This is a genomic window from Veillonella parvula, assembly GCF_018378075.1.
GTDB lineage: Bacteria > Bacillota > Negativicutes > Veillonellales > Veillonellaceae > Veillonella > Veillonella parvula_K.
Map to the genome: position 1 here is coordinate 170,771 of NZ_JAGZYE010000003.1, position 23,726 is coordinate 194,496.

A 23,726-nucleotide genomic window follows, 5' to 3' on the forward strand; every position below is an offset into this window, starting at 1 on the left:
TTAACGACCTTCTATAACACCTTCCATGGAAATATATAGGGACTGCAATTCCTCCAGCATATCTGGAGCTGCATCCCAATAGCCACGTTGAGCAGCTTCTAACAAAATTTCTGCAATCCGCTGTAAGGCCCAAGGGTTTACATTGCGCATCCAGTCTTGCACCACTTTGTCTAAAGCATATTTGTTAGCATACCCCTCATAAACCCAGTCAGGCACCACATCACTGGTAACATCCCAGCCAAAACTATGAGAAACCACATTAGACATATCCGATGCCCCTTTGTAGCCATGGTTCATCATAGCCTGAATGAATTTCGGATTCTGCGTTTCTCCTTGTACAACGCGGCGAAACTCATCTGATAAGGACCGCATCACGACGCGGCTGCGATCTGTACTATCCCCCACATAGGCACGAGGGGCACTACCTTTTGCATTTCGCACTGCCGCAATGAGACCACCATGATAACTATAATAATCATCAGCACTCAAAATGTGCGTTTCCCGATTATCTTCGTTCTTAATGGTTACATCCATCGTAGTTAATCGCCGTTGGAATAGCCTCATATCCTGAGGAATGTCCTTGTGCAGGTGAAAGCTACTCCACTTGCTGTAAACTTGTGCAATGTCGCTTAAGGACTCCCAGTTTTTCCCTTCAATCAGGGCACCCACACCCGTGCCATAGGCTTGTGGTGGGTCACCAAAGATACGAAGGCGCGCCTTTTTAGTGGCTAGCATAGGATCTTCACCTTGTTCAACGAGCCAATCCACATCATCATGAATGTGCTTTTTCACGTAGTTGTCTTCCAAAGACTCATCTAATTCTGCCACCATTTCAACAGCCTTGTCGAGCCAACTAATGGCAGTAGGCATCATATCTCGAATAAGACCACTAATGCGGCCCATCACGTCGATACGAGGGCGTTGTAATTCATCTAGTGGAGTGACCTCGAGCCCTGAAATACGACCGTTAGATTGCCATTTAGGGCGAACCCCCAATAAGTAGAGGAATTCACCTAAACACTGACCATGACTTCTAGAGTTGCTACTAGCCCATAAGATAATCCCTATCGTCTCAGGATAACGCTGTTCATTTAAAATATAATCAGCCATAACTTGATCTGCAAGCTCTATACCTAATTGGTAGGCTATCTTTGTAGGCAAGGCTCTTTCATCTAAACCATAAAAGTTACGACCCGTAGGTAATACATCGACTTGACCACTCGATGGGGCTCCACCGGGGCCAGGTTCAACATAGGTTCCTTGTAACGCTTTAGAGATAGAGCTGAGCTCATTTTTGGTTTGACCTAATTTAGGTATATACTCACGAATTATGGCATCTACCAAACGCTCTAAACTTTGAGGCGCCTTATAATCTGGTTTATGTATAATATTAGACACAAACGCTCGTAATTCCTGCCAAATTCGATCGATAATCACATTATTACGAATTCCGTCATCATTGATTTCGCCAGCATGTTTTTCTAGATACGACCAATCATACCCTAACTCAGCGGCTAGCGTTTCAAGACCTGATGCAATATCCCCTTGAGGGGTCCGTATGATAGCAGTAATAAATTCTTCTAAATCTGTCCCCTCAGGGCCTTGACCCAAGATATGTAAACCATTGCGCATTTGCATATGTTTCAAATCACTTAGCTTTTCGTGAACTTCTGTAATTATATCGTCCACCACCATAGTAGGCCCCTTTTCTTCATCGATAAGATGACAGACCAGGGCCTTTTCGCGAATCACTTCGCCTATGTCAGCTACACTCTCAGGATGCTCCTGTTCAAAATGACTATGCTCATCTAGTAAAGCTTCTAGCTCTTCAAATTCATCGTAGAGCCCCGCCGTTGTCATCGGTGGCGATAAGTGGCCCACTAAACAGGCTGAACTACGCCGCTTAGCCTGTATGCCTTCCCCAATGATGGTTGTCCAGTACGAGTAGATATTCGGCAAACTAGAAATACCGATTTCAGGATAACAGCTAGCACTGAGACCAGCCCCCTTACCTGGTAGCCATTCTAAGGAGCCATGTGTGCCTACATGAATGACCGCATCAGCTTGAAAGACATTCCGAACCCAGTGGTAAAAGGCCAAATATTGATGCGGTGGAGGTAAACAAGGATCGTGATAAATGGCAGATACATTCTCCCCGAACCCGCGCGGTGGTTGCACCGTAATCCACAGATTGCCATTGGAAAAACCTGGTATGATGACTTCATCATCGTAGACAAATACATCTCCTGGTGCCTCTCCCCAAGATGTAACCATAGCTTGTTGCGTATCTGCTGGCAGTGTTTCAAAGTATGCTTTGTAATCCTTACTGCTCAAGCGACCTTCAGCCGAAGCTAGCAACTCATCGGTAAGCATGGAGCGGTCGTTTGTCATGTGGGATGTAACACTGTCCATTAAATCTGCACTCGTATCAGGCACAGAATCTATCGTATAACCTTCCTCTTTCATCTGTTCTAATAATCGTAGCACCGACTCAGGTGTATCAAGGCCTGCTGCAGAACCAATATTAGAATTCTTAGGCGGATAGTTATGTAAAACAATGGCTATCTTTCGCTCAGATACAGGAATATGGTGCAGCTTAGACCATTTAATAGCTCGCTGAACGACGGCCGCAATGCGCTCTTTCACGGGTAAATACACATAGTGACCACACTCATCAAAGGTCTGACAGGCCACTACACCGCCTTGAATAACACCATCTAACTCAGGCTGTGATATGGATAAATTCACATCTAACGGCGTAACTCCTTGTGGATTCTCAGCCCAAGATTTCTCATCCATGTATATGGTATACCCTTGAACGATAGGTACGTCCTGTAATTTTAACTCCTCCAAGGTTTGAGCCCCTAAGGACTGGAAGGAGAATTTACAAGTATTGATAAGCACGTCAAAGGGGAATATATCCTTCCCAAAAAGATGGTTCATGGACAATTTCATATTCGGAATGCCTACGCGAGGATTCGAACCGTATTGCCCATAAAAAATAATCGGATTGTACTGATGTTTATAAATTTCTTCAAATAAGGCCTGTTGATAATAAATATCCCCCATAATCCACTCGTCACGGTAAAAGTACACCGCGATGGACGGCCAATCAGGGTTTCCTTCGGCATCCATAAACTCATCATAGGTCTCATAGATATTGCCTGCTCGCCCCATAATGGCTTGCCACGGAATTCGGTCAGGTGCTTCCCATTCAGAAATTGGTTTTGTACTGAAAGCGCCGTTAATGAGCCGCACATAGTTCATGATGCCACTAGTACGACGATAACTTTCAAGACGAATCCGTTTATCCTCATCTATATTACGATACAGAATATCCGTTTTCTTAGGTTCTACCACATCGATCCAGTATTTTGGATGATGCGCATATAGCCATCGTTCAAGGCGTTCTAAGAATGGCGAGTCTAAGCCAACCCCCATGTTTGTTACGAGTACTACATCGGCAGCATGAAGGCGACTTTCAAAATCACCGTCCCAGAGAGGAGACTTTTTCATATTGCAAATATCCACCTCACCTTGTATCAATTCAGGGTAGGTAGCAACGGCCTTTTCTATATATTGGATTTGTTTTCCTAAGTTAGAAATATACATGAGTCGACTCATGATCTACCTCCGAGACACTCGCAAAATACGATCTGCAGTAATAGTATCCATGGCATAATAACTGCCATTCATCAATTTACATAATTCCTTAGCCAATCCAAGTTTGATAAAGCCCGTTTCCGTATCGATAACGATACAATCTACAGGCAAAGTACCAAGGATACGAGCCCATTGCTTGGACTCCGCTACAGGGTCCTCAGAATCACCCGACGTAGCTCGACCATCGGTGATATATATAATCTGAATTCGTTCCGCCCGATGGGCACGCAACAATCTATCGCACATGGTATAGGCCATCCGTAAACCGTGAGCTAACGGCGTTTTACCGCCTGTAGGCATAGAGGCTAACAATCGCTCTGCTCGCTCAACGCTGCGCGTAAAAGGCAATAACACCTCTGCCGACTCCTTGCGGAACGCAATGAGCCCTACCGAATCACGGTGGATATAGGAGTCTCGCAAGAGACTGAGAATAGCCGCTTTAGTGGCCTCCATGCGATGACGCGCCGCCATAGATCCACTGGCATCTACCACGAAAAGTTGATATGCACCAATGCGCTTTTCACGGGCTTTTCGGCGGTAATCCTGAGGTTTTATCACTAAAGATAATCCCTTGCCGCCTTGTTGCTTTAATTGCTGGGACTGAGTAGATAGTTTTTCTTGTTCCGTTTTAGTAGCAGCCCGCAATCGTTGGTAGGGTGCTGCTGCACGCAATGTATCGACCAGCGCTAAGTCCTCTAGCGCATGTTCATCTTGGTAAGCTCGAATCATACGCCCTCTAGTGTCCTTTGTTTTGGTCATGAGGCGACGACCTGAGCCCTTGCGATACTGACGGTCCACTGTTTTAGAGGATTCTAGTTTCCATTGGAATAATTGGTTAGCTATACGGGCAACCGTATCGGGCAAACATAAAGAGGATAAGCGTTGTGAGTCGTCTCCACCTACGTTCATAGCCTCGGAATCACAGAATTCCTTCTGTGTAGCATCTAAGTCGTTAGATTGATTAGAACCATCAGCTTCACTTGAATCTTCTTGCTGAGAAGATGCATCTTCTGCACTATTCATAGCAGAATGAGTGTCCCCATCATTAGCGTTTGAATCCTTAGGACTTGCTTCATTCCCCATAGAATCATTTTGGTCCGCTTCATATTGTGTATCTTCATCAGCTTGGTCCGATGCATATTCGGCCCTATTTTCTAGTTGATTTCTATCCGTTTTACTATTTCCATTCTCCCCTTGTGAAGGCTGTGATGTGGTTGTGTCATCACGCTTCATCCGATGAGGCAGTACATAAAGAGCGGCCCGCTCTGCATGAATGGGCTTACAGTAAGAAACCCCCTCAAGAAGCGCCAGTGATTTCATAACTTGAAGCAATACAAACTCTGCACCGTGACCTACAGTATGAGCTTGGAGTGCATAGGAAATGGCTAATGAAATCATTGCATCAGGAACGGCAATAGATGAAATCCGCTTATGATCGATTAAACTGACTACATCCTTAGATGAGTGCTCTTCTGTTGAAGGTAACACAGTATCTGCACAAGAAATTACATCTCGAGTTTGTTGTAATACCGCTACCCTAGATTCCAATGAAGCTGGTTCCATAGATACATGTACGTCTACGAGTTCCCATTCCGCATCAGTTAAGGCTCTATCCTCATGATTTATAGTCATAATCAGCAAGATATGACGGCGTTTTGCCTCTGTTAATACGGCATGACGCACTTCTGGGGATAGCACATGACAATCATCGATGAGCCAGCATCGCGTATTATCGTCATCTAATAGACTAGAGGACATGATCATCTGGCCTTGCTCGAGAGAGGCTTCAAAATCGATGCTTTCTTGAAGTTGTGAATTATCTATATAAACCGGTATAACACGATAGGGAATATGCCATGTATCGAGGCACTGGCGAACTATAAAACTTTTACCGACACCAGTTCCCCCAGAAATGACGATGCTATGTATCTGGTCGTTTACAAGGCCTATTTTGAGGGCCTCTTGTACAGATGTATCCATAGCTAGCCCTCGATTACCGCAGATACTGCTGTATCGATGCGGTCTTCGTCGTGACCTTGTTCTTCAAAAGGCAATCTCCGCATGCGGTGTTTTAACGTCAATCTTGCAGCCACCTTAATGTCGTCATCTATGATTTGTGAGCGACCGTGAAAGGCTGCATGAGCGCGAGCGGTGTGCATCATCGTAATATCTGAACGATGGCCATCAACGCCAACGCCGATACTGATGCTTGCTATCTTAAGGAGAATATCATCAGATGGAATAATAGTTGGCAATAGCTTACGAGCCTCTAACAATCGGTCATGCAAAGCTCGTTCCGACTCCTTATAGGTTTCCACAAATTCTGCGGGATTGTCCCCAAAAGCTAAACGTCGCTTAATCACCTCCATCCGCTGTGCTGGATCCTGTTCACCATAGACCATGACGGACAACCCAAATCGATCTAATAGCTGAGGTCTGAGGTCCCCCTCTTCAGGGTTCATAGTTCCGACGAGGATGAATCGAGAAGGATGAGAATGGCTTACCCCTTCCCGCTCTACGGTGTTTACACCCATAGCGGCCACGTCTAGCAAAATATCTACAATGTGGTCATCTAATAGATTAACCTCATCTACATAGAGAATATTTTGATGTGCTGCGTGTAAAATCCCCGGTTCAAAGGCTTTCACCCCCTCTTGCAAGGCCTTTTCTAAATTAATAGATCCTACAACGCGATCTTCCGTAGCATTGATAGGTAATTCTACTACGGTCATCGCATCAGCCCCTGTTTCCATAGCAGGTAGCAGGCTCGGTAATGCACGTACAGCCGTAGACTTTGCAGTGCCCTTTTCGCCTTCAATTAACACACCACCGATGGACGGATTGATAGCATTCAGCAAAAGGGCCAATTTCATTTCATCTTGACCAACAATAGCAGTAAATGGATATAACATAAGCCTAACCTCGCTAGGAATAGCAATACAAATATATCAAGATAAACTGGAAATTTACTGACCTATACATAGGTAACTATATGTCTATTTCAATTGAGGGTCAATTGACATCTCTCCACTAGTCTCTGTTTGTTTATAATCCTCAATATCCGTAGTTCCTTTTGGGAACACAAAGATACGTTGTTGTTTGAAATATGGATCGTCGTAAACTGCTGCAGACAAGTGGAAGGCAGCTTTTAAATTATCTGCAGTGAGCACCTCTCGCGGCGTTCCTACATCAACGATGCGACCATCGCTTATCAAGACGAGCTTAGTGCAATATTTGGCAGCTAATTCTAAATCATGAACGACGATTAAAATCGTTTTGCCTTCGTCACATAATCTGCGCCCCTCATGAAAGATATCGTCAGCATATACTAGATCGAGAGCAGCCGTCGGCTCATCTAGTAATAGGACCTCTGTTTGTTGTGCCAAAGCCTTTGCTAAGAATACCCGTTGTCGTTCACCACCGCTCAAAGATTGTACGGACCGATGCCGCAAGTGATACACGCCCACCTCTTTCATGGCATTTTCTACAATGACCTTATCTTCAGGGCCCTCTTGTTGCCACCATTTCAAATACGGATAGCGGGCAGTCATCACAATATCGATGGCTTCATAATCGAAGGAAACATTAACGGACTGCTGCATATACGCCACATGATGAGCGATTTCTTTATCGCTCAAAGAAGAGATGCTTTTACCATCCCACAAAACATCTCCACCAGATGTAGGATAAAGGCCACGCAATGCTTTTAACAACGTTGTTTTACCAGAGCCATTAGGGCCGATAATGCCTACGAACTCGCCCCGGTCAATAGCAAAGGATGCCTCTTTTACAATGGTTGTGTCTCCTAATGTGACAGATAGAGATTGAACATCTAGTTTCATTAGGCCCCTCCTTTACGACGCAAGCGATGAAGTAAATATAGAAAATATGGTGCCCCTAATAGAGCCGTCATGATACCTACGCGAATCTCAACTGGCTGAGCAATAACGCGACCTAATGTATCACAGAATACGAGGAATAATGCGCCTCCAACGGCCGCCATAGGCAATAGTATTCGATGATCTGGCCCTACTAAGATACGCACAATATGTGGTACCACAAGACCTACAAAACCAATGGAACCACTGACGCACACCGCAGTAGCAGTAACGACAGATGCCAAAAACAGGAATAGCATGCGATACACCATAACAGGCAAACCCAAGGCACGCGCCTCTGTATCCCCGAGAACGAGTACATTCAGGTGACGACCGAGCATCATTAATATAACGCTGCCCGTCATGATAGGCCCCACCGCTAGTAGAACGTGGTCCCAGCGACGAAAATCAAGTCCACCCACCATCCAAAATAGGAATTCACGCAAGCGGTATTCATTAATCATAGTCAAAATGCCCGATGTGAAAGCACCGAGCAGCATACTAACAGCTACACCAGCAAGCAACAAGGTGGTCGTGTCGAGCTTGTTATTACGCCATGTTAACAATATAGTAATCCCAACGGATACAAAGGCCCCTACGAAGGCAAAGGCAGGCATGTAAAACATGCCAAGAGATGTTACACCAAGGGCGATGGCGATAACCGCACCGAGAGATGCCCCTGCGGATACGCCCATAATACCTGGATCAGCCAACGGATTCGAGAATACCCCTTGCATAACGGCGCCAGCGATTGCCAAGGCACCGCCTACGAGTAGTCCAATGATGAGGCGCGGCATGCGGATAAACCACAGTACCGCCTCTTGTTCAGCAGAAATAGGTTCAGTAAAACTCACTGGTATACCCATACCATTCAAAATACTTTGGACGCCCCCTCCAATAGGAATCATAATGGTCCCTATATGGAGCGCCAATAAGCTCACGATACATAGCAATACCCCAATCAGAGTTATCGCCATGATGCGTTGTGTCTGTTTAGTCATGAGAATTCCTTTCTAATTGAGGATACACAGTATACATAATGGCTAGCATCGCTTCCCCAATATGCTGATTCATAGTATATAAGTACGCTGCCGGTAAAGGCTTAACACGATTTTCCTTGATAGCCGGCAGATTTTGAAAGGCCGGATTTTTTAAATATCGATCCGCCAAATTCTTGTCCATTCCCTTATAGGATGGAATAAAAATGTAGTCTGGATTCATGGCTAATACCCGCTCCTCCCCAAAGGGTATGTGCGGCGGTAAGCCAATCCGATTCGGTGCATTATAGATACTCATATAGTGACACATATCATCAAAAAGGCTTCCTGTTCCCGTATATCCGTCCATAGATGATACAAAGAGAACCGTCTTGCGCTGCTCAATTGGAATAGATTCTGCTAGGTGCTTTATTTCATCTATTTCACGGTGAATCTTCCGATTGTAAAAGCTACCCTTTTCATCTTCCCCAATAATATGAGCAATCTCCATCACATTCTGAATCACTCCGTCCACCGTAGAAGGGGTAGGTACCACAACAGTGGCTATACCCATGTGCCGTAAGCCATAGATAACATCAGCCGATATATAATCTGGCGCTATAACGAGATCCGGTTTCAAGGCTATGATTTTCTCCAAAGGATACGAACTCAACACTGGTTTTACCAGCTTTGCGCGCTTTGCCTCTAGCGAATATTCCTCATAGGTAGACAATTTATTAATGCCTGCTAAACGTTCTGGTTCTATAAGTCCTAATAAAATTGTGTCGACCGCAGAAGACAGTGATAAAATCCGTTTTGGATGCTCTGGAACAGCAACTTGAACGCCATCATGACTGTCAACATAGCGAATATATGGTGTTACACCATCCTTAGATTGAGGTCCACAACCTGTTAAACATACACAAAGGAGTATCATCAAACATATGAAAAATCCAATTTTCTTGTTCATGATGATACTCCTTGTATAGTTCTAATTAGTGATTACATAAAGACTAGAATTTTTGAGTATAGCTGAGTTGGTAATTAAATGGTTCATCCCAGTATTCCCAGTCGCCGTTTGAAATAACATTATGACGGTTTAACAAGTTACGTGCATCTAGCCGCAAGGATGAGTTTTCATTGAACTGATAGCCTACGTATGCATTCCAAGCTATAAGATTTGGGTTTGTACCGCCATCGCGGTTCTTCATCCGTTTTGTGACAAAGTTGATGCTAGTACCTGCAGTCCAGGTTGAGCTATTGTAATGGATACCCCCTGTAAATTGCAATTTAGGGTTAGCTTGTTTCCAATAGGTCTTATCGATTTCTCGTTGTTTTGGATTAGAATACGATGCACCCACAGTCATTTTTAAGTGATCTGTTAATTTACGACCATATTGAGCTTCGATACCGACATTTCTATAGCGACCACCATTTACGCGAATTGTGTTTTTACCATTGCTATCCGGTTTCCAAGAGAAGAAGTTTTTAAAGTCCATATAGAAGAGCGCTACTTTCCAGCTATCTTTGTTAGTAATGTGTTTATAGCCTAATTCGTAATTCCAACCTTCTTCAGGTTTCAAATTACGTCCACTAACAGAGGCATAGCCTTTATTAATTTTCTTGAAAGTATCGCTTAAGTTCGGCATTCTAAAGGCTTTACCAACATTTATGTACATGGATGATTCCTTGTTAATACGATGTTGTAATTGGAACTGAGGAATTAATACACGTTGATTTTTCACAGGGTCTTTAATATCCGAATAACGCAAGCCTAAAATACTAGTCCATTTAGGATTGATTTGATAGGAGTATGTACCATAAATGGCATAACTATTGCGATGTGGATTTCCATAGTATGGACCAGATGTAGTGCGATATGTTTCTCGTTTACCAAGTACACCTGCAATGAAATAGTCCTTGCCACCGCGGAAGTCCCATTCATGTTGCACATCGAAACCATATTGTCGAGCAATATAGTTGTTATCACTCAACGTATATGTCTTTTTACTATGTATGCGACTTTTACCATACAAATCTCTATCATTGTAGAAGATTGTACCTGTAGTATTGCCATCTTTATAAACTAAAGACGCATTATTTTTAGTATCTTTATAAGCATATGTTGTAGAGTGAAGCTTTTGCTTAATAGGATTCGTTTCTGTACTCAACTGTCCAAAAGAAGAATTACCTTCAAAGCGACTAAAGTTCAAAGTCAACTTATCATTTAATTTACCGCTCATAAATACACCTAAGGAATTCCCTTTATTACGAGCTGTATAATATTCATAGCCTCTAGCATAAGCACCGATATCGGAGCGGATAGGGGTTTCTGGATCTTGAGCACCAAAGAAGTTACGTTCCACACCAATTAAGAAGCGAGGCGTGCCATAGTTAATTTTATAAGTTTGGCGACCCATATTACCAAAACCTACCGTAGCAGAGCCCCCTTCTTTACTTGGAGTCTTAGTAATTACATTGATAACACCACTCATAGCATCAGCGCCATATAAAGCAGAGGCTGCACCTTTTAATACTTCAATGCGTTCAATAGAGCTAGTCGGAATAGAACTAAGGCCGCCCTTGCCATTGAGGTTCATCGGTACCCCATTCATGAGAATCAAGGATCCCCGTTCAAGGCCACGGATATTCACACGGCTATCCATAGCCCCATATTCAAGACCGGATGCACCATAGGAAAAAGACGTAATGCCTGGTACCATATTAACTGCATCAAATGCATTTTTAGCACCGCTATTAGCTAAGTCCTTTTGAGTAATAACATCCATCGCAGCCGGCGTATCTAAATCTAAAAGAGCCATGCGATTTGCTGTTACATTAATAGTATGGATTTCAGATACTCCATTAGTTTCACTCGATGCAGCTGTAGTGGGAGTCTTATCAGCACTTACCTCTGCTGCATATCCATTCACAGACAATCCTATCAATGCTAAACCCACAAGTATAGATATACGATGCTTAATTTGTTGTCTCATACCAAATGCCTCACTTAACACATATATACATTCACACAATTATATAAACTACATATTTGTATTATTACACATTTATTTGGCCCGCACAAAACCCATACCCCTACCGCTACTGCATTCTCGGGGGATTGTATCGTTAATACATATTAAAATTTTTGTGTATAACTTAATTCATAATTGAATGGTGCATCCCAGTATTCATACTCTCCATTGGATACCACATTATGACGATTCAAAAGATTGCGTGCATCGAGGCGTAATGTAGCATCTTTGTTAAAGTGATACCCAACGTAAGCATTCCAAAGAGCAATGTTAGGATTCAAGCCGCCATCACGATTGCGCAAACGTTTGGTAACAAAGCTAAAGGATGTACCAGCTTCCCAGGTTGGGCTTTTATAATGAATGCCGGTTGTAAACTGTAACTTAGGAGCCGCTTGTTTCCAATAGGTTTCATTCATTTCCTTTTGTTTTGGATTAGAATAAGAACCACTTACACTCATTTTGAGTCGATCTGACAAATGTCTACTATACTCAGCTTCAATCCCAACATTGTGGAATTTACCACCGTTTACGCGAACGGTTGGGCGACCATTTACATCAGGTTGCCATTGGAAGAAGTTCTTGAAGTCCATATAGAACACGTCCACCTTCCATCTATCCTTCTTATTAAGACGTTTATAACCTAATTCATAGTTCCAACCCTCTTCAGGCTTAAGATTTTTACCACTTACTGCTGTGTATTGGCGGTTCACGCTACGGAATGAATCACTCAAGCTAGGCATCGTGTAAGCTTTCCCTATATTTAAGTACATGGAGGAAGCTTTATTGATGGTGTGCAACAATTGGAACTGAGGTGTTAACACATATTGGTCCTTAATAGGATCACTAATGGCTGTATAACGCAAGCCCAAAATGGCAGTCCATTTAGGATTGATTTCACGAGAATAGCTACTGTACACCGCATAGGTATTACGATGAGGCCGTGTATACACAGGGGCCTGTATGGCACGATAGGTTTCTTGCTTACCTGTAACACCGGCAATCAAATAATCCTTACCGCCTCTAAAGTCCCATTCATGTTGTACATCTATACCATATTGACGAGCTACATAACTGGTTTCGGTCGGCTTGAACTGTTTAGCACTATGAACACGGCTTTCACCACGCATAGTACGGTCATTATAAAACAATGTTCCCGTCGTATTATCATCTTTATAAATCAAAGATGCATTATTACGGTCATCCTTGTAATGATATGTCGTAGAATGACGAGCCTGTCTCACAGGATTTCTTTCTGTACTAATCAAACCAAAGGAGGAACGGCTTTCAGCGCGAGTATAATTTAAGGTTATCTTATCTGAAAGCTTACCGCTCATGAACACACCTAAGGAATTACCTTTATTGCGCGTAGTGTAGTAATCATAACCCTTGCGGCCTGTATAGTCATACCGCACCGGTGTAGATGGATCTTGAGTCCCCCAGTATTTTCTATCGATACCAACGAGGAATCGATCAGTACCATAAGAAATATCAAATCTCTTGGAGCCTCGATTACCTACAGCTACCGTAGCAGAACCGCCCTCTTTTGACGGCGTTTTTGTAATAATATTTATAACGCCACCTAAAGCTTCTGCGCCATATAAGGTAGAGGCCGCCCCCTTTACAACTTCGATGCGCTCAATGGCACTGGTAGGTATAGAGCCAATTCCGCTCTTACCATTTAAGTTCATAGGTACACCGTTTACAAGAACAAGTGCACCGCGATCGAGACCACGAATATTCGTACGGCTATCCATGCCACCAAAATCTGCGCCAGACGCACTAAAGGAGTTAATGGTTACACCCGGTACATTAGCGACCGCATCAAAAGCCGTCTTAGCACCGCTATTTTGTATATCCTCTTGAGTAATAACAGAAGTCGATACTGGTGTATCTAAATCTAATAACGATGTACGATTAGCGGTAACATTTATGGTAACTTCTTCCTCATTATTGTTCATTGCTACATCTGCAGCATAACTATTAATTGACATAGTAGTTAATGCCATAAGCACTGCTACATAGACTTGTTTATTCATTCGTTTCATCATCCACGCCTCTTTTTTCAATTATTCCATATTATATATAATATTTAATCGTCCATTTGGTAATGTTTGTACCGTGGCGGACACGCCGTAAATGTGGTGAATGGTATCCTCTGTCAATACTTCATGAGGGGTACCTGTACACACTACTGAACCGTCTTTTAACGCAATGAGACGATCACAATAGATGGCTGCTAGATTCAAATCGTGAATAGCAGCCACTACGGTTGCATCAAGGCGTTTTACAATCGTCATCAGTTCCAGCTGATACTTAATATCTAGATGGTTTGTCGGCTCGTCTAGCACTAGGCATTCTGTGCGTTGTGCCAAGGCACGCGCTAAGATAACGCGCTGCTGCTCACCACCAGATAAGGTATTAAAACTGCGACTTTCAAAATCACTAAGTCCTACTTGAGCCAATGCATGTCGGGCGATTTTATAGTCATCAATTTGATCTCTGTCGAGTAGCCCTTTATAAGGGGAACGGCCCATGAGAACCATTTCAAGAACGGAGAAATCAAAGTTAACCGTACTATGCTGCGCTACTACGGCCATTTTTAAGGCTGTATCGCGATGACTTAAGGAACTCATTTCAGTACCATCAAAGAAAATCTTTCCATGATTAGGCTGAAGCACGCGGTATAAGCATTTCAAGAACGTACTTTTACCACTCCCATTAGGACCTATAATTCCAACGAATTCCTTGTCTCGTAAATCTAGGGAAATATCCTGAAGAATCGTTTTAGAACCAAATGAGACTTGGATATTATCTGTTTGAATATTCATTATTCCCCTCCAAATCCGTAGTTCTTACGCACCAACATGTATACAAAGGTTGGTGCCCCAATGAGAGAAATGAGAATGCCGATTGGCAATTCTGCGTGAGGAATAATACATCGGCACAAGCCATCAGCAATGACGAGGAAAATACTGCCCCCTAATGCGCTGAACGGAATCAAAGTCCAGTGATTCGTCCCGATTGTCATGCGCACGAGGTGAGGAATCAAGAGGCCTACAAAGCCAATCATGCCCGCCGCGTACACTACAAAACCGATGATAAGAGAGCTAATAATCAAATAGACTTGGCGGTACGTATGTAAGTCGCGCCCTAAAGTTATGGCCACCTCATCACCGAGGAGCATCATGTTTAAAATTCTGCTTTGAGACCAGAAAAAGATGATGCTCACGAGGACAACGACGGCAATAAACGGCAACATATCCCATTTAGCGCCCGCAAAACTACCCATCAACCAATATGTAATGGTTTGGATGCCTTCCTTATCGTCCGCTAAATAAACCACAAAACTAGAGAAGGAGCTACATACGGCGCTTAACGCCAAGCCCCCTAAAATCAATTTCACCGAATTTGGTCGGCCACCCAAGTTCGAGATAAACAATACACCGAAGGAAATCGCCATAGCCCCGATAAAGGCCATAACGCCGACGAAGTTCTCACCGAACATAACGCCTACACCAAATAAAATAGCTATCGTAGCACCGAGAGACGCACCGGAGGAAATCCCCAAGATATAAGGATCTGCCAGTGGATTCTTAACGATGGCCTGCATGATAACGCCAGATACGGCAAGACCTGCTCCAATAATAGCGGCCATCAACAACCGCGGCATACGTAGTAACCAAATAATAGTCTGATCAGGACTATTCATAGGATCATCAATAGCCAATGGGCTAGAAAATTGATCTATTACAATATTGAGAATTTGAGAAAGTGAAAACTGTACTGTACCAACAGAAAGTCCCCATAGAATGGCTACTGCTAGCACCCCTATGAGGACAAATCCGCCAGCAGTATATCCAATTCGTTTTAGCATACTGCTCCTTTATTAATGAATTAAATCTGGTACCCCTTCTGGATATAGATTAGGATACAACCCATGCGATACGATGTCGATACCATCTAATAAACGAATACCAGGACTATATACAGCAAGCAATGGCAAGAAATGAACGCGTTTATTGCGCAATGCATTAACACCTTGTAAACCTGGCTGCGTTAATACATAGTTCATAATCACATCCGCTTGACTATATTCGCCGTCAGACACGATCAAGAAAATTACATCCGGATTCTGCTCCACCACGTCCTCCATGCTAATGGACGGCGTTTCCGTGTCGATCACATCGGCGTGCAAGGAAGCCCCTATATTACCAGCTAATGTCTTATGTCCATACAATCGAAAATGCTTACCTTGCACCTCAATAAACAATGCCTTTGGTGGCTTCTCATGAGCCGTTTGGGTTACCGTGTACGCCACAGATTGTTGCATCTCTTGAATGAGACGCTCTGCTTCCATGTTTCGATTAAAAATACGCCCCAAATCTCGAATATATTTATACTCCATATCCATGGTGAGCGCCGATTGAGCCCCCAAGGAGGACTCTGCAATATATACATTCGCTTGTCTCGCCTGCCAAAATGTAGGTGTTTGTAACATTTTATTTGTGAAAGTAGACTTCCAACCTACCAACAAATCAGGCTTCATCATTAATACGCTTTCCAAATTGGCGTATTTCAGATCCTTGTATGAAATTTTATCGTATGCCTCACGGTATTCTGGTCGCACGTATTTGCGATCTGGAATCCCCATGCCCGCTACGATACGATCCCCTGCACCAAGAGCAATGATAGTTTCTATGGAGTTTTGCCACATCGCCACCACACGCTCGGGCACTGCTGTATAGGTACTTTCAAAAGGCTCACCTCGACGTACAAAGGATTCAATTGTCACTGGTGGCTGCAATTTGATATGTACTGGTGTAGACTGATGGTCCTCAACAGTTACCTGCTGAGGACCACAACCTACACATATTAATAGACATAGTATTAATACGCTGAATCTAATCATTAGAATTTATATTTCGCCCCAATCATGAAGGAACGTGCTGGCATAGCCGCACTACCGCGACCATTGTAAGCGCTATAGCTTGTTTCATAAGCGCGGTTAAGAACGTTATTTACCACGATGTACGCCGTTAAATCTTTTGTTACATCATAGTTGAGGTTCCAGTCCACGATGAGGAAACGTCTATGAGTGAATGCATAGTCGCTGTTGCCAGTGTACCAGTTAATCAACAAGCCAGAATATAGACGCTTGTTATCATAGGAAATGTTCAATGCATAGTGGTTTTGCGGACGCAAGCTATTAATAGCCACATTGATATCATCGCTATTGCTATAACCCCAGTTTGGATCAAGAATCCAACCACCTTTAGATAACCATTTATCTTTCATATGAGAGTAAGACGCACTCATTGTTACATGTTCATTTAATCTGTGGTCTACTGTAATATTGAAAGATTGTTTGTTTTCTTTTGCATTAACTGCTGTTTTTTCAAACTCGCCTGTTCTGCTATTCAAAATTGGCAATGTAGCGATGGCATTTCTCATACGCGTGTAATCATAATGAACTGCTACAGTAGTATTATTACCTTTACCGAACGTATGTAATAGGCCCCATGTGAAAGCATCGCCTTTTTCGTCATCTAATGGTGTATTAAATACGCCATCAGTCGCACTGTAGTCGCCTGTTTTAAGTGGTCTTAAAATGCGAGTCCAACCTGCATACATGCTAGTCTTTTTGTTGAACTTAACTTGGCCATGTAAACTAGGCGTCAAGGCACTTACGCTACCTTTACCTTGGGAGTCACCACTGCCACTACCTTGAATGCTACCGTAATGTACATAACGCAATGCAGGAGTCAACTCTACATTTTTACCAATGTAAATTTTATCTTGCAAATAAGCATATAAAGTATTGCGACGAATATCAGAAGACACTACATCACCATTACGTTTAATAGAACGGGAATTCAAATTAGAGCGACTATAGTCGATATTAGCAATAATATCATGCTTATCAAGTTGGCGAGTCCATTGAAGTTCTACACCTGTTTTATTTTCTTTATACCATCTATTTGGGCTACCTGCCATACCGCCTGTTTCAGCAATCCATTGACGCAATGCATCACGACGATCTGGGAATGGTGCCAAATTGGAATCAACCCATGCATTAAATTGCTCCACAGTAGCGCCATTAGGGAATGCCGCAGCATAGGCAGCACGTGCGGCCTCGCTACCAAGTTTAGACCATGTATATGTATCGCGACCTTCATATCGATGATCTAAACGATACAATCTAGCAAAGCTTTCCATTTGACCTTGGCGATCGAAAGTAAATTTCAAATCTGTGTCTAAGTTTTTAAACTTACTATAAGAGCCGTAGTTACCATCTAAAGCGAATAAATTGTGGTAACCAGGGTTTCTGGAGTCACCATACAACTTAGGTGCATAACCTTGTGGATTTTCATCTGGATCTACATATTTAGGATCTGTTTTCAACTTGTAATTAGTATCATATTGGCCAACTTCAGCATTGAAAATAATGCGACGCCAATCATCTGCATTCCAGTATTTCCGGCTTGGTGTAGAAATTGGATACCCATCGCGACCTTTTTTGAAGTTCATTGAGAACTGTAAGCTTTGTTTCTTATTGAACTCATGGTCAATACGTGCATTAAATCCTTCTTCGCGCCATTTAGAACCTGTAAGAGTGGCTACTTCACCAGTATCGCCATCTTTATACTTCGTATCTTGAGACATAGTACGTGTAGCTGTTACAAAGTAACCAGTAGATGCATTCTTACCTGCCGCACCTTGTACAGTCAAGTTATAGCTATGCTTGTTCCAGCTGCCTGTAGCCAAATCAACGGAACCGCTGAAATTGCCTTTACCACGGCGTGTAATGATATTGATGACACCACCTGTAGCATCAGAACCATATTGAGAAGCACCAGGGCCTTTGATAACTTCGATTTTATCAATAGCATCCATGTTGGTTACTTCATCAATATTTACACCTGTAGATTTAGAGCCTCTTTCAGAGCTATCACCTAAACGACCAGATGTAATATTGTCTACACGACGACCATCTACTAATACTACAACGCGGGAGTCACCATTGATGGACACACCATTATTATAAAATTGGTAACCATACTCGCCACCACGGTAACCAGGATTTTGGAATGTAACACCTGGAACGCGTTTAATCGCTTCAGTTACATCGCGATAATGACGTTTTTCAATCTCTTCACGAGTGATAACCTTTACATCACCACCAGTACGGTAATAAGATTGCTCAGTAATGGTATTACCATACTCATCCTTTGCCGCATCGGCTTTTACCGAAACATTATGAACCTCATAACCCTTGAAGTTCTCATCATACGCATAGGCTTGATACGTACCTAACGCTAACGTTGCCGCAATAGCAGCAGATAAAATACGACGACTCGTCATAACCCCTCCACACACAATAAATACACAATAAAAAAAATATTAAAACTAATCCTCTAACAAATGCGTTTCTTGTATTTTCTGAATTAAAACTACACACAAACATAATTCATACATTATCAGCTATAGAAGATTAGTTAAAACCATAATCTACATTAACCACAATCGTAACTGGCTCACCTGTTGTATTCTCTATACCGCCAGAGCTCTCTACGAGGCTAGCAGCAGCATTATCGAGAATGCTAGAGCCACTGCTACCGATCATATTCGCACCAGCAAAGTTGCCATCCGCATCAAAAGTGATTTCAAAGGAAACTCGTCCACTGAGGCCACGGCGCACCGCCTGTTGCGGCATTACTTTATTACTCTCAACGCGAGCAATATAACCTGAACTATCGTAAGATCCCCCACGACGTTCTACATCACCTGGACCTGGATCACCACCTTTAGAACCATTGCCCTCATTACCAAGGCCTCCATTACCAATAACCCCACCACCTCCAGGGCCAGGTACATTTCCACTCCCTGGAATGCCAACAGGATTATCAGTATTACCATTCAAATTGACTGATGCCGTCTCATTACCACCTAAGTAAGGATTCAGATTTTTTAAGCCTTCTGTGGGCTTTCCCGATAAATCAGGCAATACACTACCTGCTTTACCGCCTCCTGCGACTGGTTTGTCGTCAGGTTGAATCTTTAATTTCTCAGGATCTTTCTTCTCTTGAGGAGGTTCTTGCTGCCCCATATCAAGGTTGATAACCAAGTCTTTTTTGGGTGTTTCTGGAGGTTTTATATGACCAAACCAATCACCTACAACACCCCAATATACAAGATTTAATGCCAATGCAGCTACGAAAGGAATTCCATATCGTTTATCTACCATAGAATCACTTCCGTTCTGTAGCTACGCTAACAAACCGAGCACCACTAATTTTAAGATTATCTAAAATATTGATAACGTCCTTATACGCAATATCCTCAGAGGCACGCACAATAAATGCTTGTTGAGGTTCTTTTGCAACAATACCTTGAATTTCATTACCTAATTGATCAGGGACAATCTCACGTTCATTCAAATACATCTTATGTGTAGCTGTTAATGAAATTGTGATAGGCTCAATCGTCTTTGCAGAAGAAGAGGAAGCCTTTGGTAAGTTAAGAGGAATTTGTTCCTCTGTATTCATATACAACGTACTCATCATGAAAAATACGAGCAAGAAGAAAACGATATCAATCATAGGTATAATCATGATGGTAGGTTCTTTTTGTATGCCTACTGAACTACGTTTCATCGTTGACTCCTAATATATAAATCCATAATAGAACCTAATTTTTGCTCTAATTTCGCGATATCTGAATTTACTTTATCTGTGCACCAACTATGGATGGCTAATGCTACGATGGCTACTGAAAGCCCTGTTGCAGTGGCAACCAGCGCTTCGGATACGCCGCCTGTAATAACAGTAGGAGCACCAATATCGCCACCAACGGCTGCGAAGGAGCGGATCATGCCAACAACAGTACCCAAAAGTCCAAGTAATGGAGCCATTGTTACCATCATGCTAAGCCAGTTAAGACCACGTTTTAAACGTTCATCCATGTAACCTACCACATCATGTAAACGGTTCTCTAAACCTTCCGCACTATATACAGACTCCACGATAGGCGACACAAATCGACTCAATGCATCATCACTATTTTTTATAGAATTTTCTAGAGTAGACCAATTATTACTATTACGACCTGCATCAATGCTATCGGACAACTGTTGTAACTCATGATTGATGTTTCTGTACGTACGAATACGTTCAAATAAAATAGTACATGCTGCTAACATGAATAGTACAAGTGGATACATAACGAAACCACCTGCATTAAATAGGTGAATTGTATACTCCATCATAGCCTCCATATAATGTATAAAATTACGTATTATTTAACAAAAAAATGGTCATCTATATTATTAGATTAACCACCAACATTGACATTATCCTATAAAGCATGTATAAGTACAATAACCCTATACCCCCTACCGTTATGATATTTCTATAGGATTCCATTCTAACCACATATTTCATCCACCTTAAATATACATCTATCCACCATATATAGACAACACTAAGTTATCGCATAAATAATTCATAAATATTACAAGAAATATAATAAAACCTTCTATAACAACTATGCTTAACAAGATAATTTCTTATATTTCATGGTATAAACCCATTACAATTCACTTTCCATTCTCAAAAGATTCTCTGTATTTTTATTAATCTATTATTGATTTATGAATATAATTTATTTACACATGAACAATATTTATACTCTAAGGTTATCAATATCTTTACGGTCTATTTCTTACTCGTATATCCCTCAATACATCTTATATACTTATTAATATATAAACTTATACTCAAACTATAAAAGTTACAACCCATATAAAAAGAGGACTAAGCCTTCATGGGCTCAGTCCTCTGATTATTCTGATTATAATAACATAAATCCTTAAAGCAAATTATATGCCATTTATAACTCTCATTTATTTTTTAGCTTTATCAGCTTTTACCTTTTTATTTTCTTTTACCTTTTTAGGTTTTTCTTGTTTAACCTTCACTGGTTTTTTCGCATTAACAGCAGCACCTGCAGGCTTTACAAATGCATTGTTAAGATTTGTTGCCACTTGCAATGCTACGTCCGCATTTGGCGTAGAAACAATGGATTGACCAGCTACCGTTACAGTGTCACCACTATAGGATGCAGAACCTGACGTAATTTGATTGTTATGATACAATCGTGCCAATTTACCAGCCATGTAATAAGCACGCTCTTCGCCTGTGTAGCGGCCACTACCTGCTGGAGTATAGATATTATCACCGTTTACGTACACAGTACCATTCGATACATTTACATGGTTCCCAGAATAGGCGTACATGCGAGAAATATTATTGTTCACCCGATCGGACAACTTTGGATGGTTGTTAGGTGCTACCACTTGTGAAAGCCCTTCACGGTAGTGTTCCCCCACTTTGTTGCGCAGTACTGCCATAGAACCAGCTGCACCACCCACATTGTATGGAGATTCACTTAAAATCTTAAAGCCTAACTCATCAGCAGCTTTTTCTTGACTCATCGTAAACACTTGATTAGATAAGTAGTTGCCTGCCACATTAGATAAAATAGCCGCGCCTTCACTACCACCAGCGGCTATACCGACTGCTGTAGAAAGACCAATTTGTTTCTTAGCGCCATTAATAATATCTTTATGCTCGCCATGAGAAATTTCATGGGCCATTACATAGGCTAATTGATCATCATCCAGTGTATCTAAAGCACCCTTGTTAATAGACATAACACGACCAAGTGTGGCAAACGCATTAAACTCCTCATCAGGATTCGCATAGACAACGTAGGAACGCTTTACACTAGGTGTAGCCTCTAATGTCTTCATAATTCGATTTACACGCTCTTGAGCTGCACTATCGTTTAAATAACCAGTTTTCTCTTTTGTGCGTGCCAAACTCTCCTGTTGCCCCTCTGCAGAATTATCCATTTTATTTAATGCAGTAGATACGTAAGCCATAGCAATAGCACCACCAGCTAAGGATTGTACCGCAGCAGAAGCAGCATTGACAGAAGCCGTTTGCATCACAGTAGGTGCCATTGTCACTGCCATAGCAATAGATAAAGTAGCCGCTGTAAGTTTCTTATTCATTCTCTCAACCTCTTAAACAATGATATAGCTATATAATAAAACAATATAGAATGTAAAAAAACGCCAGAATTTCCACACTACCTATATAATATTACTTCATGATAAATATAGAATGAATAATGGAACAATCATTCATCTATCATAAGATGGTGCAATCTATTATGGTTAATTCAAACATTGCTAACTATTGATCTGTCGTTACTGGTTTAGCTGAAAGTACTACCGCTTCTTTACCATCTTTAGAAACAGCGCCACCATGTGTATAGCCTACTACATCAAAGCCTGCCTCAGCACACTGCTCTGCGATGCTTTCATAATTTTCATTCTTACCACGCGTACATGTAGAAAGATGTACCGTAGTAACACCTTTTTTCTTAAAAGACTCAATCTTCTTAGCAAGATCCCCACCGCTATGTGTGAACCCCACCAACTCAATATCCTCATCAGCATAACGCTCAAAGGAATCCGCTTTATTCATAAATGCTTTCAAACAACCGCCACAAGAACAGCGCTGCATTGTATCCTCATTCACGAGAACCGCAATTTTTTTAGCCATATGACCTCCTATAAATATGATATAAGCCTAAGTATACCATATCCATGAGAAAAATATGTGCTTCAAAGCACGATAATTAATACTAATTATATAAGTAACTCCTTCAACGTCTACTGCTTTGCTCATTAGTTCCCTTAAAAGAATAAAAATCCATACAAAAAAAGACACACCCTCAGGTGTGCCTTTAGCTTAATCAGCAGCTTCCTATCAATCCTCACTGTGGATTTTCCTTCACTGCTTCGCAGTTCGGTAAATCTTACGTTCGGAAGAAGGTGATGTGTGGGCCCCATACGTCGTTTCACTCCTCTGTGGCCTCACACCCTACCCTTCCCACGCCGTCTTATTGATTTATATAGATAGTTTCTACTTGTACAACCTTGGCTGGAGACGGCTCTTGCAGAGTTAGCTAGTCGAAGACTAGCAAAAAGAAAAGGCCTACCTTAAGGTAGACCTTTTTCTTTTCGTTAATCAGCAGCTTCCTATCCTCCCAGGCCGTCTCCAGCCAAGTACTTTCGGCGTTTATGAGCTTAACTACTGTGTTCG

The 23,726-nt window shown here is 42.1% G+C and carries 17 protein-coding genes; all 17 read right to left on the reverse strand.

What is annotated here, in order from left to right; all coding sequences use genetic code 11:
* Entirely contained in the window at positions 1-3,624 is a 3,624-nt protein-coding gene (gene cobN / locus KH286_RS04695; protein WP_278617699.1) for a cobaltochelatase subunit CobN, read from the reverse strand.
* Between the two features lie 3 nt (positions 3,625-3,627).
* Positions 3,628-5,643: a VWA domain-containing protein gene (locus KH286_RS04700; protein ID WP_278617700.1), complete on the reverse strand. Its 2,016-nt coding sequence runs from the start codon at positions 5,641-5,643 to the stop codon at positions 3,628-3,630.
* Positions 5,644-5,645: 2 nt separating this feature from the next.
* Positions 5,646-6,575: an ATP-binding protein gene (locus tag KH286_RS04705; RefSeq protein ID WP_278617701.1), complete on the reverse strand. Its 930-nt coding sequence runs from the start codon at positions 6,573-6,575 to the stop codon at positions 5,646-5,648.
* A gap of 84 nt (positions 6,576-6,659) precedes the next feature.
* Positions 6,660-7,505, reverse strand: coding sequence for an ABC transporter ATP-binding protein (locus tag KH286_RS04710; RefSeq protein ID WP_278617702.1), 846 nt, complete (start codon positions 7,503-7,505; stop codon positions 6,660-6,662).
* Positions 7,505-8,542 (reverse strand): FecCD family ABC transporter permease, encoded by a 1,038-nt coding sequence (locus KH286_RS04715; protein WP_278473179.1) that lies wholly within the window; start codon positions 8,540-8,542, stop codon positions 7,505-7,507. Before KH286_RS04715 ends, KH286_RS04710 begins: the two co-directional genes overlap by 1 nt.
* On the reverse strand, positions 8,535-9,488 hold the full coding sequence (locus tag KH286_RS04720; protein WP_278617703.1) for an ABC transporter substrate-binding protein: 954 nt from the start codon (positions 9,486-9,488) through the stop codon (positions 8,535-8,537). The genes KH286_RS04715 and KH286_RS04720 overlap by 8 nt, the downstream gene beginning before the upstream one ends.
* Before the next feature lie 43 nt (positions 9,489-9,531).
* The gene (locus KH286_RS04725; protein WP_278604383.1) at positions 9,532-11,514 is read right to left on the reverse strand and encodes a TonB-dependent receptor plug domain-containing protein; all 1,983 of its coding nucleotides are present in this window, start codon (positions 11,512-11,514) and stop codon (positions 9,532-9,534) included.
* A 143-nt stretch (positions 11,515-11,657) separates the two neighbouring features.
* The gene (locus KH286_RS04730) at positions 11,658-13,601 is read right to left on the reverse strand and encodes a TonB-dependent receptor plug domain-containing protein (RefSeq protein WP_278617704.1); all 1,944 of its coding nucleotides are present in this window, start codon (positions 13,599-13,601) and stop codon (positions 11,658-11,660) included.
* 18 nt (positions 13,602-13,619) lie between these two features.
* Entirely contained in the window at positions 13,620-14,381 is a 762-nt protein-coding gene (locus KH286_RS04735; protein WP_278617705.1) for an ABC transporter ATP-binding protein, read from the reverse strand.
* The gene (locus KH286_RS04740; RefSeq protein WP_021147522.1) at positions 14,381-15,427 is read right to left on the reverse strand and encodes a FecCD family ABC transporter permease; all 1,047 of its coding nucleotides are present in this window, start codon (positions 15,425-15,427) and stop codon (positions 14,381-14,383) included. Before KH286_RS04740 ends, KH286_RS04735 begins: the two co-directional genes overlap by 1 nt.
* Positions 15,428-15,439: 12 nt before the next feature.
* A complete protein-coding gene (locus tag KH286_RS04745) occupies positions 15,440-16,462 on the reverse strand; it encodes an ABC transporter substrate-binding protein (protein WP_278617706.1) in 1,023 nt (340 codons plus the stop codon).
* Positions 16,462-18,915, reverse strand: coding sequence for a TonB-dependent receptor plug domain-containing protein (locus KH286_RS04750; protein WP_278617707.1), 2,454 nt, complete (start codon positions 18,913-18,915; stop codon positions 16,462-16,464). Before KH286_RS04750 ends, KH286_RS04745 begins: the two co-directional genes overlap by 1 nt.
* A 130-nt stretch (positions 18,916-19,045) precedes the next feature.
* Positions 19,046-19,798 (reverse strand): TonB family protein, encoded by a 753-nt coding sequence (locus tag KH286_RS04755; RefSeq protein WP_004694372.1) that lies wholly within the window; start codon positions 19,796-19,798, stop codon positions 19,046-19,048.
* A 4-nt stretch (positions 19,799-19,802) separates the two neighbouring features.
* Positions 19,803-20,207 (reverse strand): ExbD/TolR family protein, encoded by a 405-nt coding sequence (locus KH286_RS04760; RefSeq protein WP_004694375.1) that lies wholly within the window; start codon positions 20,205-20,207, stop codon positions 19,803-19,805.
* A complete protein-coding gene (locus KH286_RS04765) occupies positions 20,204-20,815 on the reverse strand; it encodes a MotA/TolQ/ExbB proton channel family protein (RefSeq protein WP_004694376.1) in 612 nt (203 codons plus the stop codon). The genes KH286_RS04760 and KH286_RS04765 overlap by 4 nt, the downstream gene beginning before the upstream one ends.
* A gap of 639 nt (positions 20,816-21,454) precedes the next feature.
* Positions 21,455-22,627 (reverse strand): M48 family metallopeptidase, encoded by a 1,173-nt coding sequence (locus KH286_RS04770; RefSeq protein ID WP_278467302.1) that lies wholly within the window; start codon positions 22,625-22,627, stop codon positions 21,455-21,457.
* A 184-nt stretch (positions 22,628-22,811) separates the two neighbouring features.
* Positions 22,812-23,183: a CGGC domain-containing protein gene (locus tag KH286_RS04775; protein WP_278467304.1), complete on the reverse strand. Its 372-nt coding sequence runs from the start codon at positions 23,181-23,183 to the stop codon at positions 22,812-22,814.
* Positions 23,184-23,726 lie beyond the last annotated feature (543 nt).

Bases quoted from the DNA above. Each gene is read 5' to 3' on its own strand.
- KH286_RS04755 (WP_004694372.1), bottom strand. From the start codon at position 19,798: ATGGTAGATAAACGATATGGAATTCCTTTCGTAGCTGCATTGGCATTA.
- KH286_RS04770 (WP_278467302.1), bottom strand. From the start codon at position 22,627: ATGAATAAGAAACTTACAGCGGCTACTTTATCTATTGCTATGGCAGTG.
- cobN (WP_278617699.1), bottom strand. From the start codon at position 3,624: ATGAGTCGACTCATGTATATTTCTAACTTAGGAAAACAAATCCAATAT.
- KH286_RS04710 (WP_278617702.1), bottom strand. From the start codon at position 7,505: ATGAAACTAGATGTTCAATCTCTATCTGTCACATTAGGAGACACAACC.
- KH286_RS04735 (WP_278617705.1), bottom strand. From the start codon at position 14,381: ATGAATATTCAAACAGATAATATCCAAGTCTCATTTGGTTCTAAAACG.
- KH286_RS04760 (WP_004694375.1), bottom strand. From the start codon at position 20,207: ATGAAACGTAGTTCAGTAGGCATACAAAAAGAACCTACCATCATGATT.
- KH286_RS04750 (WP_278617707.1), bottom strand. From the start codon at position 18,915: ATGACGAGTCGTCGTATTTTATCTGCTGCTATTGCGGCAACGTTAGCG.
- KH286_RS04705 (WP_278617701.1), bottom strand. From the start codon at position 6,575: ATGTTATATCCATTTACTGCTATTGTTGGTCAAGATGAAATGAAATTG.
- KH286_RS04775 (WP_278467304.1), bottom strand. From the start codon at position 23,183: ATGGCTAAAAAAATTGCGGTTCTCGTGAATGAGGATACAATGCAGCGC.
- KH286_RS04740 (WP_021147522.1), bottom strand. From the start codon at position 15,427: ATGCTAAAACGAATTGGATATACTGCTGGCGGATTTGTCCTCATAGGG.
- KH286_RS04715 (WP_278473179.1), bottom strand. From the start codon at position 8,542: ATGACTAAACAGACACAACGCATCATGGCGATAACTCTGATTGGGGTA.
- KH286_RS04720 (WP_278617703.1), bottom strand. From the start codon at position 9,488: ATGAACAAGAAAATTGGATTTTTCATATGTTTGATGATACTCCTTTGT.
- KH286_RS04730 (WP_278617704.1), bottom strand. From the start codon at position 13,601: ATGATGAAACGAATGAATAAACAAGTCTATGTAGCAGTGCTTATGGCA.
- KH286_RS04700 (WP_278617700.1), bottom strand. From the start codon at position 5,643: ATGGATACATCTGTACAAGAGGCCCTCAAAATAGGCCTTGTAAACGAC.
- KH286_RS04765 (WP_004694376.1), bottom strand. From the start codon at position 20,815: ATGGAGTATACAATTCACCTATTTAATGCAGGTGGTTTCGTTATGTAT.
- KH286_RS04745 (WP_278617706.1), bottom strand. From the start codon at position 16,462: ATGATTAGATTCAGCGTATTAATACTATGTCTATTAATATGTGTAGGT.
- KH286_RS04725 (WP_278604383.1), bottom strand. From the start codon at position 11,514: ATGAGACAACAAATTAAGCATCGTATATCTATACTTGTGGGTTTAGCA.